Here is a 13746-nt window from a genome sequence, read left to right as displayed (position 1 = left end):
CGAGGGCGCCATGGCCTCAGCCGCCACGGAATCGCGAACCGTCACCGGCCGGCGGCAGAGCCGGCTCGTGGAACTGTTCGACTACAAGCCGTTCCTGATCTTCCTGTGCCTTCTGCCGGCCGCCGCCTTCCTCCTGGTCTTCCTCAGCTATCCGCTGGGCCTAGGGATCTGGCTCGCCTTCACCGATACGCGCATCGGCCGCACCGGCCAGTTCATCGGCTTCGAGAATTTCGTTTCGCTCTGGCATGACCGGGTCTTCATCACCACGGTCGGCAACACGCTGCTCTATACCGGCGCTGCGACGGTCGGCAAATTCGCGCTCGGCCTGTGGCTGGCTCTGCTGCTCAACAACCATCTGCCGTTCAAGTCGCTGCTGAGGGCGATCATCCTGATCCCCTGGATCGTGCCGACGGTGCTCTCGGCCATCGCCTTCTGGTGGATCTATGATCCGCAGTTCTCGATCATCTCCTATGTGCTGGTCGACGTGCTCGGCTGGCGCGACAGCTATATCGACTTCCTCGGCCAGCCCTGGCCGGCGCGCTGGTCGCTGATCGCCGCCAATATCTGGCGCGGCATCCCCTTCGTCGCGATCAGCCTGCTCGCCGGCCTGCAGACGATCTCGCCCTCGCTCTACGAGGCGGCGATGCTCGACGGGGCGAACGCCTGGCAGCGCTTCCGCCATGTCACGCTGCCGATGCTGATGCCGATCCTGGCGGTGGTGCTGACCTTCTCGGTCCTGTTCACCTTCACCGATTTCCAGCTCGTCTACGCCATCACCCGCGGCGGGCCGGTCAACGCCACCCATCTGATGGCGACGCTCGCCTTCCAGCGCGGCATTCCCGGCGGCCAGCTCGGCGAGGGCGCGGCGATCGCGGTCGCGATGATCCCCTTCCTCGTGCTGGCGACGCTGTTCAGCTATTTCGGCCTCGCCCGGCGCAAATGGCAGCAGGGGGAAGACAATGACTGATCAATCCCTCGGCTCACGCCCGCAACTCACCGACCAGGAGCGCGACGGCGTCATCGACTGGTCCTCCGGCCCGCGACGCTTCATCACGCTCTATCTGCCGCTGTCGCTCTTCCTCATCGTGCTGCTGTTTCCGTTCTACTGGATGGCGATCACGGCGATCAAACCGAACGGGGAACTGCTCGACTACAAGAACAACAACCCGTTCTGGGTGAAGTCGCCGACGCTGGAGAACATCCACAAGCTCCTGTTCCAGACCGACTACCCGCAGTGGCTGTGGACCACGATGATGGTGGCGGCGGTGGCGACGGCGCTGTCGCTGTTTTCCAGCGTGCTCGCGGCCTATGCGATCCAGCGGCTGAGGTTCAAGGGCTCGCAATATGTGGGGCTGGCGATCTACCTCGCCTATCTGGTGCCGCCCTCGATCCTGTTCATCCCGCTGGCGACGCTGATCTTCCAGTTCGGGCTGTTCGATTCTCCGCTCGCCCTGATCCTGACCTATCCGACCTTCCTGATCCCGTTCTGCACCTGGCTCCTGATCGGCTATTTCAAGTCGATCCCCTACGAGCTCGAGGAATGCGCAATGATCGACGGCGCGACGCGGCTGCAGACGCTGTGGCGGATCACCCTGCCGCTCGCCATGCCGGGGCTGATCTCCGCCGGCATCTTCGCCTTCACCCTGTCCTGGAACGAGTTCATCTATGCGCTCGCCTTCATCCAGTCCTCGGAGAAGAAGACGGTGCCGGTCGCGGTCCTGACCCAGCTCGTCGAGGGCGACGTCTATCACTGGGGCTCGCTGATGGCCGGCGCGCTGCTCGGCTCGATCCCCGTGGCGATCCTCTATTCCTTCTTCGTCGACTATTATGTTGCTTCGCTGACGGGCGCGGTGAAGGAGTGATCCGCACCCGCTTTCGTTCCTGAAGAGTGTCTGCCCGCATGACCGCTCGATCAATCTCCACCATCGCCTTCGTCGGGCTCGGCGCCATGGGCGCGCCGATGGCCGAAAACCTCGTCCGCAAGCAGTTCCGCGTCATCGGCTTCGACAGGCGGGAGGCCGCGCGCGAGGCGCTCGCCGCTGCCGGCGGCCATGCCGCCGCGAGCGCGAAGGAAGCCGCCGCCGGCGCCGATATGCTGCTGCTGATGGTCGTCAACGCGGCGCAGGCGCGCTCCGTGCTGTTCGAGGCCGGGGCGCTGGAAGCGCTCGAGCCGGACGCCACCGTCATCCTGATGGCGACCTGCCCGCCGGGCGAGGCCGAGGCGATCGGCGCCGAGGTGACGAAGACCGGCCGGCATTTCATCGACGCGCCGGTCTCCGGCGGCGTCAACGGCGCCCGCAACGCGACACTCACCATCATGGTCGGCGCGCCGGCCGCAAGCTTCGCGCGGGCGAAGCCGGTGCTCGACGCGCTCGGCGACAAGGTCTTCCATGTCGGCGAGAAGCCCGGACAGGGCGCGACGGTGAAGACCGTCAACCAGCTGCTCTGCGGCGTCCATATCGCGGTCGCGGCCGAGGCGCTGTCGCTCGCCGAAAAGGCCGGCATCGACGGCCGGCTGCTGTTCGAGATCATGGGCGGCTCGGCCGCCTCGTCCTGGATGCTGAGGGATCGCGGCCCGCGCATGCACGAACCGGATTCCGAGGTGGCGAGCGCCGTCGACATCTTCGTCAAGGACCTCGGCATCGTGCTCGATGCCGGGCGGGCGGCGAAGACGGCGCTGCCGCTGGCGGCGGCGGCGCATCAGATGTTCCTCGCCGCCTCCGGCCTCGGCCATGGCGGGCGCGACGATTCGCAGGTGGTCCGGGCCTACCGGGCGCTCAACGCCAAGCCTGCGAACGACGCCTGAGGCTCCCGCTCACCCGATCTGGGGCAGGAGCTTGTCGAGCGAAGCCTTGGCGTCGCCGTAGAACATCCGCGTGTTCTCCTTGTAGAAGAGCGGGTTCTCGATGCCGGAATAGCCGGTGCCCTGGCCGCGCTTGGAGACGAAGACCTGCTTGGCCTTCCAGACCTCGAGCACCGGCATGCCGGCGATCGGGGAGTTGGGATCCTCCTGCGCCGCCGGATTGACGATGTCGTTCGAGCCGATGACGATCGCGACATCCGTGTTCGGGAAGTCCTCGTTGATCTCGTCCATCTCGAGCACGATGTCGTAGGGCACCTTCGCCTCGGCGAGCAGTACGTTCATGTGCCCCGGCAGGCGCCCGGCGACCGGATGGATCGCGAAGCGCACCTCCTTGCCCGCCGCGCGCAGCTTGCGGGTCAGCTCGGACACCGACTGCTGCGCCTGCGCCACCGCCATGCCATAGCCCGGCACGATGATGACGCTGTCGGCCTCGTTCAGCGCCGCCGCGACGCCCTCGACGTCGATCGCGATCTGCTCGCCCTCGATCGCCTGGGCGGGGCCGGTGGTGTTGCCGAAGCCGCCGAGGATGACCGAGACGAAGGAGCGGTTCATCGCCTTGCACATGATATAGCTGAGGATCGCGCCGGACGACCCGACCAGCGCGCCGACGACGATCAGGAGGTCGTTGCCGAGCGTGAAGCCGATCGCGGCGGCCGCCCAGCCCGAATAACTGTTCAGCATCGAGACCACGACCGGCATGTCGGCACCGCCGATGCCCATGATCAAATGGTAGCCGATGAACAGGGCGAAGAGCGTCATCAGGATCAGCGCCCAGATGCCCGCCCCTTGCGCATAGAGGACGAGCAGCAAGAGCGAGAGCGCGGCGGCGCCCGCGTTCAGCATGTGGCCGCCGGGCAGCTTCTTCGCCTTGCCGTCGACCTTGCCGGCGAGCTTGCCGAAGGCGATGACCGAGCCGGTGAAGGTGACCGCGCCGATGAAGACGCCGAGGAAGACCTCGACCTTGAGGATCGAGATCTCGACCCCGCTCTTGTGCGCCAGCACGCCGGCGAAGCCCGTCAGCGCCTCGCGCGCGGCCGGATCGAGCGCCTGCACGGCGCCAAGCTCCAGATGCGCGTTGAAGCCGATCAGCACGGCGGCGAGGCCGACGAAGGAATGCAGCGCCGCGACGAGCTGCGGCATCTCCGTCATCTGCACCTTCATCGCCACCTGCCAGCCGATAGCGGCCGCGATGGCGAACATGACGAGGACGAGCCAGAGCTTGCCCGAGCCCGGCCCGAAGACCGTGGCGAAGACGGCGAGCGCCATGCCGACGATGCCGTACCAGACCGCGCGCTTGGCGCTTTCCTGGTTCGAGAGGCCGCCGAGCGAGAGGATGAACAGGATGGCGGCGGAGATATAGGCCGCTGAAACGATGCCGATGCTCACGTCGGGGCCCTCACGACTTCTGGAACATGGCGAGCATCCGGCGCGTGACCAGGAAGCCGCCGACGATGTTGATCGACGCGATCAGGACCGAGATCATCGCCAGGAAGGTGACGAGCCAGCCGGACGATCCGATCTGCAGCAGCGCCCCCAGCACGATGATGCCGGAGATCGCGTTGGTGACGGCCATCAGCGGCGTGTGCAGCGAGTGCGACACGTTCCAGATCACCTGGAAGCCGACGAAGCAGGCCAGCGCGAAGACGATGAAATGGCTCATGAAGCTTGCCGGCGCATAGGCGCCGACGATCAGCATCAGGACCGTGCCGATGCCGAGCAGCAGGAGCTGCGAGCGCGTCTGCGCCCTGAAGGCGGCCGCCTCCTGCGCCCGCTTCTCCGCCGGGGTCGGTTCCTTCGCCTTTTCCTTCGGCTTCTGCGCCGCGATCGCGGCGACCTTCGGCGGCGGCGGCGGGAAGGTGATCGCGCCCTCATAGGTCACCGTCGCGCCGCGGATGACGTCGTCCTCCATGTTGTGGACGGGCTTGCCGTCCTTGCCCGGCGTCAGATCCGTCATCATGTGGCGGATGTTGGTGGCGTAGAGCGTCGAGGACTGGGCCGCCATCCGGCTCGGGAAGTCGGTATAACCGACGATGATCACCCCGTTCGCCGTGACGACCTTCTGGTCGGCCTTGGTCAGCTCGCAATTGCCGCCGCGCTCGGCGGCGAGGTCGACGATGACCGAGCCCGGCTTCATCGCCTCGACCATGTCCTTGGTCCACAGCACGGGCGCGTCGCGGCCGGGGATCAGCGCGGTGGTGATGACGATGTCCATTTCGGGAGCGAGCTCCCGGAACTTCTTGAGCTGCGCCTCCCTGAACTCGGGGCTCGACGGGGCGGCATAGCCGCCGGTCGCGGCGCCGTCCTGCTGCTGGCCCTTGAAATCGAGGAAGACGAACTGCGCCCCCATCGACTCGATCTGCTCGGAGACCTCGGGGCGCACGTCGAAGGCATAGGTCACGGCGCCGAGCGAGGTCGCGGTGCCGATCGCGGCAAGCCCCGCGACGCCGGCGCCCACCACCAGAACCTTGGCCGGCGGCACCTTGCCGGCGGCCGTGATCTGGCCGGTGAAGAAGCGGCCGAAATTGTTGCCGGCCTCGATCACGGCGCGATAGCCGGCGATATTGGCCATCGAGGACAGCGCGTCCATCTTCTGGGCGCGCGAGATGCGCGGCACCATGTCCATGGCGATGACGGCGGCGCCCTTGTCCTTGCAGAGTTCGAGCAACTCCTTGTTCTGACCCGGGTAGAAGAACGAGATCAGCGTCTTGCCGGCCTTCAGGCGCTCGGCTTCCGCCGTCTCGGGCGGGCGCACCTTGGCGATCACATCGGCCTCGTCCCAGAGCGCGGCCGCCGTCGCGACCACGGTGACGCCCGCCGCGCGATAGGCCTCGTCCGTGAAGCCGGCCGCCACGCCCGCACCCGTCTCGACGAGGCAGTCATAGCCGAGTTTCTGGAGCTGCAACGCGCTCTCCGGCGTCATCGCCACGCGCGCCTCGCCGGCAAAGACTTCCCTGGGTGATCCGATCTTCACGCGCGTTCTCCCTCGACCCCGACGAATGCGCCGGCCGCCTGGAGCGATCCGCCAGCCCGCGCGCTTCGCACATGCCTCATGACCCGCGATTGAGCAAGCCGTCCCGGCCGCCAACCTCAGGCTGCGAGCGAGAATTGCGTGTCCAGCTTGCGCAGCGCGGTGCTCAGTTCCGGTTCGTCGACGATGTCGGCGGCATCCGCCAGCTTGAACCAATGCAGCTCGCGCTGGTGCTGCTCGGCCCAGCTGTCGAGCTGCTGCTCCACCTCGAGCAGATAGAGCTTCACCTCGCACAGGGTGAAATGGTCGTCCATCCGCTTCCAATAGGTGTAGCGCCCGGCCGGCTTCTCGCTGACGCGACCGATGACGCCGGCCTCCTCATAGGCTTCGCGCGCAGCGGCGGCGCTGTCCTTGAGGCCCTTCATCGGCCAGCCCTTGGGCACGATCCAGCGGCGCGTCGTGCGCGAGGTCACGAGCAGGATCTCGGTCGATCCGTCGGCGGCGCGGCGGATCGGCATGGCGGCGATCTGCGACCGCTTCTCCCCCGGTTTCCGCTTGGCCTTCTTCATCGACGCTGGAAGCCTCCCGCATGGCAGCCCGTTCGCCCGGCCGCGAATCATGCATCGGCGCCGGAAAGAACGAATATTGCACTGCTTCGGGAAAATGGAAGGGGCGTTCCGCGAGACGCGGGCGTCAGAGCTTGTTGCCGTCCTTGTCGAACTGCTTGAGATAGGCGGTCAGGTCCTTGATCTCCTTCTCGCTCTTGATGCCGGCGAAGATCATCTTGGTGCCCGGTATCTTGGCCTTGGGGTCCTTGATGTAGTCGGCGAAGGTCGCCTCGTCCCAGGTCAGGCCGGAATTCTTGTTGGCGTTCGAATAGCTGTAGCCGGCGACCGCGCCGGAATGGCGGCCCATCAGCCCGTTGAGCTCGGGCCCGACGAGGTTGCGCGCATTCGCGCCGACCTGGTGGCAGGGCCGGCATTTGGCGAAGGCGCGCTCGCCCGCGGCGGCATCCTGCGCCGCGGCGGGCTGGGAGAGGAAGGGAAGCAGGAGGATGAGGCTCAAGGATACGGCTCGCATGGTCATGCCTTTCGACTTGGAGGCATTCCAGTCTAGCGCCGAAGCACGGCGAAGGCATGAGCCATTTCGCCGCGCGGGCCGGAGCATCGGACCGAAAAATGGAATCCACCTTTCGGAGAAACCCGATGCCGAAACGACACCTCAGAGTTCGCCGATCCACTCCGCCACGGTGGCGGTGAAGGCGTCCGGCCGGGAGACCGGGAAGAGATGCCCCCCGCTTTCCATGATCGCCTTGCGGCAGCCCGGCAGCGCCGCGGCGAGCGCTTCCTGATGGTAGACCGGCACGACCATGTCGTCGCGCGCGCCCAGGACCAGGACCGGCATCACCAGCGCGTCGATATCGTCCGAGCCGTCGAAGGCGAGCAGCGCGTCGAGGCGCTCGCGCGCCACCGCGCTCGCCTGTTCGGTCATCGGAGCCGCCTCGAGCGCGGCGTCGTAGATGTGCCAGTTCGCCTCGATCCAGCGCGGCTGGTAGCCGTTGAGCACGGAGATCGCGGCATAAGCCTGAGGGTCGGCCGCGAGGATCGCGCGCCGCGCGCCGAAGAGCGCGCCCAGATAGCGGCCGGGCTTCAGCCAGCTCGCGCTCAGGATCAGGCCGTCGAGCCGGCCGGGCGCGCATTTGGCGATCGCCTGCGCGATGCAGCCGCCGGTCGAGTGGCCGAGCACCACGGCCCGCGCGACGCCCGCGGCGTCGAGGACGGCAAGGCAGTCCTGCGCCAGGAGGTCGATCGAGCACGGCGTCTCGCCGCGCGTGCTGGCGCCGATGCCGCGCTGGTCGAAGCGGATGACCTGGAAGGAGCGCGAGAGCGTCGCGGCGATCTCGCTCCAGAAGGCGGCGCTGCCGCTCAGGCCGCTGACGAGCAGGAGCGGCTGGCCGTGGCCCTGCCTGAAGGCATGGAGCGTCACGCCGTCCGGCGTTTCGATCGTGAAGTCGGTGATCCCCGTGGTTGCCGTCATACGTCACCTCGCGGATGGAGATGTCGGATGTCGCGCCGCCGGCGCCTGGTCTCGCACATGCCCCATACTCCCTGTCTCGTTGGGTCGCCCGCCCCGATCACCCGGCCTTGATCCGGCCGGTGGGATCGTTTGATGACAGGATGGCGCATCGCAGCCGCCCCCGCCATGGTCTGCGCGGAGGGGGAGCAATGTTCCACACGCAAACTGAATAGACCAAAGACTAATTGGTCCGCGTCTGGCGCATGTCTCTGGGTGACGCTACGGCCTGTGCAGCCTCACATATGCGCGGTTGCGCGGTCAAGATCGGGTCGCTTCCTCAATCCTCCCGCGCCGGCCGGATCCGCGGCAGGGCGCTGCGCAGCAGGGGCGGCAGCTCCTCGGGGCGGCCGGCGAAGGCTGACAGGAACGTCGCGCGCATCCGCCCGGTCCAGAACTGGTTGATATGGTCGGCGACCGCGGCTGCGGCCTCCGCCTCCGGATAGGGCTTGAAGAAATCGGCGATCTGGCCCGCCATGCGCCCGAGCTTGGCGACCATCTCCGCGTGCCCCTCCTGATCGGCGCCGTTCGCCGGTGCTGTCGTCTGCGTCATCGGCTGATGCTCTCGGGCTCGGGCGCCAGCGCCCCGGTGAAGACGATGCAGCCGTCGTGGCGCGCCACCGCCGCCAGCGTCAGGCGAAGATGCCGCGCCCGCTCGATCGCGAGCGAGGTCGGCGCCGAGATCGCGACCAGCGTGCCGGCGCCGAAGATCGCGGCCTTCTCGACCATCTCGAAGGAGGCGCGGCTGGTGACGAGCAGGAAGCCGTCGCCCGCCTCCGCCCCGGCCCGCATGCGGGCCCCGATCAGCTTGTCGAGCGCGTTATGGCGCCCGACATCCTCGCGCACCGTGAGGATCGTGCCCCTCATGTCGCACCAGGCGGCGGCGTGGACGGCGCGGGTGAGCCGGTTCAGCGGCTGGTGCCGGCCAAGCCCGGCGAGCGCGGCTTCGATGGCCGAAGGCGTGACCGCCCGCACCGCGCGCGTCGCCGCCTCGGCCATCGGGATTTCCGCGACGGTCTCGACGCCGCAGAGCCCGCAGGAGGTGCGCCCCGACAGGTTGCGCCGCCGCGCCAGATGCGCGCGGAAGCGGCCGGGCGCCAGATCGACCGTGACGACGACGCCTTCCGCCTGCGGCGCGACGGCGATGGCGCGGATCTCGTCGGCGCCCCGCACGATGCCCTCGGTCAGGCTGAAGCCGGTGACGAAATCCTCCAGGTCCGAGGGGCTCGCCATCATCACCGCATAGGGCATGTTGCCGTAGACGATGTTGACCGGCGTCTCGACCGCGATCTCGACAGCCTGCGCCGGCTCGGGCCCGGCGCCGAAGCGAACCGTCGCGGCCGTGACGGAAGCCGAGGCCGGTGGATCACTCCGCGGCATCGGGCAGGCGCTCCGCGATCCGGCGCAGGGTGGCGTCCTCCTCGGAATTCTTCTCCTGCCAGGCGGAATAATGGTTGGTGCGCCTGACCTCGACCGCGGTCACCTTGTATTCCGGGCAGTTCGTCGCCCAGTCGGAATAATCGGTGGTGATCACGTTGGCGCCGGTCCTGGCGTGGTGGAAGGTGGTGTAGACCACGCCCGGCTGCATCCGCTCCGAGACCTCGGCCCTGAGCGCGATCTCGCCCGAGCGGCTCGTCAGCGCGACGAGATCGCCGTCGCGGATGCCGCGGTTCTCGGCATCGAAGGGGTGGATCTCCAGCACGTCCTCGTCGTGCCAGGCGACGTTCTCGGTGCGCCGCGTCTGCGCCCCGACATTGTACTGCGAGAGGATGCGGCCGGTGGTGAGCAGCAGCGGGAAGCGCGGGCCTGTGCGCTCGTCGGTGGGCACGTATTCGGTGAGCATGAACTGGCCCTTGCCGCGCACGAAGCGCTCGACATGCATCAGCGGCGTGCCTTCCGGCGCCTTGTCGTTGCACGGCCATTGCACCGAGCCGAGCCTGTCGAGCTTGTCGTAGCTGACGCCGGCGAAGCTCGGCGTCAGCCGCGCGATCTCGTCCATGATCTCGCCGGGATGGCCATAGGCCATCGGATAGCCCAGCGCCCGCGAGAGGTCGATCGTGACCTGCCATTCCTCCTTGCCGGAGAGCGGCGCCATCACCTTGCGCACGCGGTTGATGCGCCGCTCGGAATTGGTGAAGGTGCCGTCCTTCTCCAGGAAGGAGGCGCCCGGCAGGAAGACATGGGCGTATTTCGCCGTCTCGTTCAGGAAGATGTCCTGAATGACGACGCATTCCATCGCGGCCAGCCCGGCCGTGACGTGCTGGGTGTTGGGGTCGGACTGGGCGATGTCCTCGCCCTGGACATAGAGCCCCTTGAACGTGCCATCGACCGCCTCGTCGAGCATGTTGTTGATGCGCAGGCCCTGCTCGGGATCGAGCGCCACGCCCCACAGCGTCTCGAAGACCTGCCGCGTCGCGTCGTCGGAGACGTGGCGATAGCCTGAGAGCTCATGCGGGAAGGAGCCCATGTCGCAGGAGCCCTGCACGTTGTTCTGCCCGCGCAGCGGATTGATGCCGGTGCCGTCGCGCCCGATATTGCCGGTCGCCATGGCGAGGTTCGCCATCGCCATCACCGCGGTCGAGCCCTGGCTGTGCTCGGTGACGCCGAGCCCGTAATAGATCGCGGCCTTCCCGCCGGTGGCGTAGAGCCGCGCCGCGGCGCGCACATCCGCCGCCGGCACGCCGGTATGGCGCTCGCTTTCCTCCGGCGCGTTCTCCTCGCGGGCGACGAAGCGCGCCCATTGCTCGAAGCCGTCGAGGTCGCAGCGTTCCCGGACATAGGCCTCGTCGACGAGCCCCTCGGTGACGACGACATGGCCGAGCGCGTTGATGAGCGCGACATTGGTGCCGGGCTTGAGCTGCAGATGGTAATCGGCCGCGACATGGGGCGACTTCACCATGTCGATCCGGCGCGGATCGGCGACGATCAGCCTCGCGCCCTCGCGGATGCGCTTCTTCATCCGCGAGCCGAAGACCGGGTGGCCGTCGGTCGGGTTGGCGCCGATGATCAGGATGATTTCGGCCTTGGCGACCGACCTGAAGTCCTGCGTGCCGGCGGAAGTGCCGAGCGTGGTCTTGAGGCCATAGCCGGTCGGCGAATGGCAGACGCGGGCGCAGGTATCGACATTGTTGTTGCGGAAGGCGGCGCGCACCAGCTTCTGCACGAGGAAGACCTCCTCGTTGGTGCAGCGCGAGGAGGTGACGGCGCCGACCGATTCGCGGCCGTATTTGGCCTGGATGCGCTTGAACTCGGAAGCCGCCTTGCCGATCGCCTCCTCCCAGGAGACCTCGCGCCAGGGATCGGTGATCTTGTCGCGGACCATCGGCCTGGTGATGCGATCCTTGTGGGTGGCGTAGCCCCAGGCGAAGCGGCCCTTGACGCAGCTATGGCCCTCGTTCGCCTGGCCCGCCTTGTAGGGCACCATGCGGATGACGCGCTCGCCCTGCATCTCGGCCTTGAACGAGCAGCCGACGCCGCAATAGGCGCAGGTCGTGATCACCGAATGCTCGGGCTGGCCCTGCGCGATCACCGTGTTCTCGATCAGCGTCGCGGTCGGGCAGGCCTGGACGCAGGCGCCGCAGGAGACGCATTCCGAGCCGAGGAAATCGCTCGCCCCCGCCGCGACGCGGGATTCGAAGCCTCTGCCCACGATCGTCAGCGCGAAGGTCCCCTGCACCTCCTCGCAGGCACGCACGCAGCGATTGCAGACGATGCATTTCGACGGGTCGTAGGTGAAATAGGGGTTCGAGGTGTCCTTCGGCAGCCAGTTCTGGTTGGCGAGCCCGTCTGCGCCCTTGGCGAAGACATGGTTCTCGCCCTCATGTCCGTAGCGGACCTCGCGCAGGCCCACCACGCCGGCCATGTCCTGCAACTCGCAATCGCCGTTGGCGGCGCAGGTCAGGCAGTCGAGCGGGTGGTCGGAGATGTAGAGCTCCATCACCCCCTTGCGCAGCGAGGCGAGATTGTCCGACTGGGTGTGCACGATCATGCCGTCCTCGGCCGGTGTCGTGCAGGAAGCGGGCGTGCCGCGCCTGCCCTCGATCTCGACGAGGCAGAGCCGGCAGGAACCGAAGGCTTCGAGCGAATCGGTGGCGCAGAGTTTCGGGATCTGCGTGCCCATGCTCACCGCCGCCGCCATCACCGAGGTTCCGGCGGGAACGGTGACGCTCCGGCCGTCGATGGTCAGCGTCACAGTCTTCTCGCAAACGCGGATCGGCGTGCCGTAGTCGATTTCCTTGATCAGGCTCATCCTGGCCTCCTCACTCGGCCGCCAGCGCAATTTTTTGCAGTGGACTGGGAGGACGGTCGAAATCCTCGGGAAAATGGTTGAGCGCGCTCATCACCGGCAGCGGCGTCAGCCCGCCGAGCGCGCACAGCGAGGCGTCGCTCATCAGCTTCGAGAGATCGCGCAGCACGGCAAGGTTCTGCGGGCGGTCCCGGCCCGCGATGATCTTGTCCATCACCTCGACGCCGCGCACCGCGCCGATGCGGCAGGGCGTGCATTTGCCGCAGCTTTCCTTGGCGCAGAAGGCAAGCGCGAAGCGCGCCTGCCTCGCCATGTCGACCGTGTCGTCGAAGACGACGATGCCGCCATGGCCGAGCATGGCCTGTATCGCGATGAGCGCCTCGTAATCCATCGGCACGTCGAGCTGGCCTGCGCCGAGATAGGCCCCGAGCGGCCCGCCGACCTGCACGGCCCGGATCGGCCGCCCGGACAGCGTGCCGCCGCCCAGATCCTCGACGATCTCGCGGAGCGTGACGCCGAAGGCGAGCTCGATCAGCCCGCCGCGCCTGACGTTGCCGGCGAGCTGCACCGGCAGCGTGCCGCGCGAGCGGCCCGAGCCGTAATCGGCGTAAGCCTGCGCTCCATGGTCGAGGATCCACGGCACGGCGGCGAAGGAGAGCACGTTGTTGACGATGGTCGGCTTGCCGAACAGCCCCTGCAGCGCCGGCAGCGGCGGCTTGGCGCGGACGACGCCGCGCCTGCCTTCCAGGCTTTCCAGGAGCGAGGTCTCCTCGCCGCAGATATAGGCGCCGGCCCCGAGCCTGACCTCGAGATGGAAGGGGCGACCGGACCCCGTCACCGAGGCGCCGATCAGCCCGGCCGCCTCGGCCCTTTCGATGGCGCGCAGAAGCGTGCGATGGGCATGCGGATATTCGGAGCGCAGATAGATGTAGCCGCGCGTCGCGCCGACGGCGAGCGCCGCGATCGCCATGCCTTCGATCACGAGATAGGGATCGCCCTCCAGCAGCATGCGGTCGGCGAAGGTGCCGCTGTCGCCCTCGTCGGCGTTGCAGACGATGTATTTCTGCTCCGCTTGCGCGTCGTGCACCGTCTGCCATTTGATCCCGGTCGGAAAGCCCGCCCCGCCGCGCCCGCGCAGGCCGGAGGCCTTCACCGCCGCGACGATCGCGCCGCCGCTCAGCCCGAGCGCCTTCTCCAGCCCCCTGAAGCCGCCATGGGCGCGGTAATCGGCGATCGAGAGCGGATCGGTGACGCCGACACGCTCGAAAGTCAGCCGCTGCTGGCGCTTCATCCAGTCGAGATCTTCGGTCAGGCCGAGGCGAAGCGCGTGGGCGCCGCCGGCCATGAAGCCGGCCTCGAACAGCGAGGCGACGTCCCGCGCCGCAACCGGCCCGTAGGCGATGCGCCCTTGCGCCGTCTCGACCTCGACCAGCGGCTCCAGCCAGAGCATGCCGCGCGAGCCGTTGCGGACGAGCGTGACGGCGGCCCCGCGCGCCGCCGCCTCACGGGCGATGGCCTCGGCCACCGCTTCGGCGCCGACCGAGAGCGCGGCGGCGTCGATGGGAACGAAGATGCGAACCGGGGCGGCGTTCATGG

Annotated in this window: 12 protein-coding genes; 3 read left to right on the top strand and 9 right to left on the bottom strand. The window is 67.9% G+C overall.

The genetic code is table 11. The annotated features are described in order from the left end of the window. The first annotated feature begins 10 nt into the window (after positions 1 to 10). The 3 genes from M9917_RS07095 to M9917_RS07085 are packed head-to-tail and all read left to right on the top strand — an operon-like array spanning position 11 to position 2806. A complete protein-coding gene (locus M9917_RS07095; protein ID WP_297252196.1) occupies positions 11 to 967 on the top strand; it encodes a carbohydrate ABC transporter permease in 957 nt (318 codons plus the stop codon). Further along, positions 960 to 1862, top strand: coding sequence for a carbohydrate ABC transporter permease (locus tag M9917_RS07090; RefSeq protein ID WP_297252194.1), 903 nt, complete (start codon positions 960 to 962; stop codon positions 1860 to 1862). The genes M9917_RS07095 and M9917_RS07090 overlap by 8 nt, the downstream gene beginning before the upstream one ends. A 38-nt stretch (positions 1863 to 1900) precedes the next feature. Next, complete coding sequence (locus M9917_RS07085) at positions 1901 to 2806, top strand: NAD(P)-dependent oxidoreductase (protein ID WP_297252192.1); 906 nt, start codon at positions 1901 to 1903, stop codon at positions 2804 to 2806. Positions 2807 to 2815: 9 nt separating this feature from the next. Here M9917_RS07085 and M9917_RS07080 read toward each other — a convergent pair whose 3' ends face one another. The 9 genes from M9917_RS07080 to M9917_RS07040 form a co-directional block, all read right to left on the bottom strand. Beyond that, positions 2816 to 4249 carry an NAD(P)(+) transhydrogenase (Re/Si-specific) subunit beta gene (locus M9917_RS07080; RefSeq protein ID WP_297252190.1) on the bottom strand — a complete coding sequence of 478 codons (1434 nt, stop codon included), beginning with the start codon at positions 4247 to 4249 and terminating at the stop codon, positions 2816 to 2818. A 10-nt stretch (positions 4250 to 4259) separates the two neighbouring features. Beyond that, positions 4260 to 5834 carry a Re/Si-specific NAD(P)(+) transhydrogenase subunit alpha gene (locus M9917_RS07075; protein WP_297252188.1) on the bottom strand — a complete coding sequence of 525 codons (1575 nt, stop codon included), beginning with the start codon at positions 5832 to 5834 and terminating at the stop codon, positions 4260 to 4262. A gap of 116 nt (positions 5835 to 5950) precedes the next feature. Next, positions 5951 to 6400 (bottom strand): NUDIX hydrolase, encoded by a 450-nt coding sequence (locus M9917_RS07070; protein WP_297252186.1) that lies wholly within the window; start codon positions 6398 to 6400, stop codon positions 5951 to 5953. Between the two features lie 124 nt (positions 6401 to 6524). After that, positions 6525 to 6917, bottom strand: a complete 393-nt coding sequence (locus M9917_RS07065) for a c-type cytochrome (RefSeq protein ID WP_297252184.1) — start codon at positions 6915 to 6917, stop codon at positions 6525 to 6527. Between the two features lie 135 nt (positions 6918 to 7052). Next, complete coding sequence (locus M9917_RS07060; RefSeq protein ID WP_297252182.1) at positions 7053 to 7868, bottom strand: alpha/beta fold hydrolase; 816 nt, start codon at positions 7866 to 7868, stop codon at positions 7053 to 7055. A gap of 316 nt (positions 7869 to 8184) precedes the next feature. Beyond that, on the bottom strand, positions 8185 to 8457 hold the full coding sequence (locus M9917_RS07055; RefSeq protein ID WP_465246337.1) for a formate dehydrogenase subunit delta: 273 nt from the start codon (positions 8455 to 8457) through the stop codon (positions 8185 to 8187). After that, the gene (gene fdhD / locus M9917_RS07050) at positions 8454 to 9284 is read right to left on the bottom strand and encodes a formate dehydrogenase accessory sulfurtransferase FdhD (protein ID WP_297252180.1); all 831 of its coding nucleotides are present in this window, start codon (positions 9282 to 9284) and stop codon (positions 8454 to 8456) included. The genes M9917_RS07055 and fdhD overlap by 4 nt, the downstream gene beginning before the upstream one ends. After that, a complete protein-coding gene (gene fdhF / locus M9917_RS07045) occupies positions 9271 to 12153 on the bottom strand; it encodes a formate dehydrogenase subunit alpha (protein ID WP_297252178.1) in 2883 nt (960 codons plus the stop codon). Before fdhF ends, fdhD begins: the two co-directional genes overlap by 14 nt. A 10-nt stretch (positions 12154 to 12163) precedes the next feature. Then, positions 12164 to 13744 carry a formate dehydrogenase beta subunit gene (locus tag M9917_RS07040; RefSeq protein WP_297252176.1) on the bottom strand — a complete coding sequence of 527 codons (1581 nt, stop codon included), beginning with the start codon at positions 13742 to 13744 and terminating at the stop codon, positions 12164 to 12166. Positions 13745 to 13746 lie beyond the last annotated feature (2 nt).

The sequence above is a fragment of the Bosea sp. (in: a-proteobacteria) genome (assembly GCF_023953965.1).
Classification (GTDB): Bacteria; Pseudomonadota; Alphaproteobacteria; order Rhizobiales; family Beijerinckiaceae; genus Allobosea.
The sequence above is the reverse complement of the archived record's forward strand: the minus strand, read 5'-3'. Positions and strand labels throughout refer to the sequence as shown.

Excerpts from the sequence above, each read along its gene's own strand:
- M9917_RS07065 (WP_297252184.1), bottom strand. The coding sequence starts at position 6,917 with ATGACCATGCGAGCCGTATCCTTGAGCCTCATCCTCCTGCTTCCCTTC.
- M9917_RS07070 (WP_297252186.1), bottom strand. The coding sequence starts at position 6,400 with ATGAAGAAGGCCAAGCGGAAACCGGGGGAGAAGCGGTCGCAGATCGCC.
- M9917_RS07095 (WP_297252196.1), top strand. The coding sequence starts at position 11 with ATGGCCTCAGCCGCCACGGAATCGCGAACCGTCACCGGCCGGCGGCAG.
- M9917_RS07060 (WP_297252182.1), bottom strand. The coding sequence starts at position 7,868 with ATGACGGCAACCACGGGGATCACCGACTTCACGATCGAAACGCCGGAC.
- fdhF (WP_297252178.1), bottom strand. The coding sequence starts at position 12,153 with ATGAGCCTGATCAAGGAAATCGACTACGGCACGCCGATCCGCGTTTGC.
- fdhD (WP_297252180.1), bottom strand. The coding sequence starts at position 9,284 with ATGCCGCGGAGTGATCCACCGGCCTCGGCTTCCGTCACGGCCGCGACG.
- M9917_RS07090 (WP_297252194.1), top strand. The coding sequence starts at position 960 with ATGACTGATCAATCCCTCGGCTCACGCCCGCAACTCACCGACCAGGAG.
- M9917_RS07040 (WP_297252176.1), bottom strand. The coding sequence starts at position 13,744 with ATGAACGCCGCCCCGGTTCGCATCTTCGTTCCCATCGACGCCGCCGCG.
- M9917_RS07085 (WP_297252192.1), top strand. The coding sequence starts at position 1,901 with ATGACCGCTCGATCAATCTCCACCATCGCCTTCGTCGGGCTCGGCGCC.
- M9917_RS07055 (WP_465246337.1), bottom strand. The coding sequence starts at position 8,457 with ATGACGCAGACGACAGCACCGGCGAACGGCGCCGATCAGGAGGGGCAC.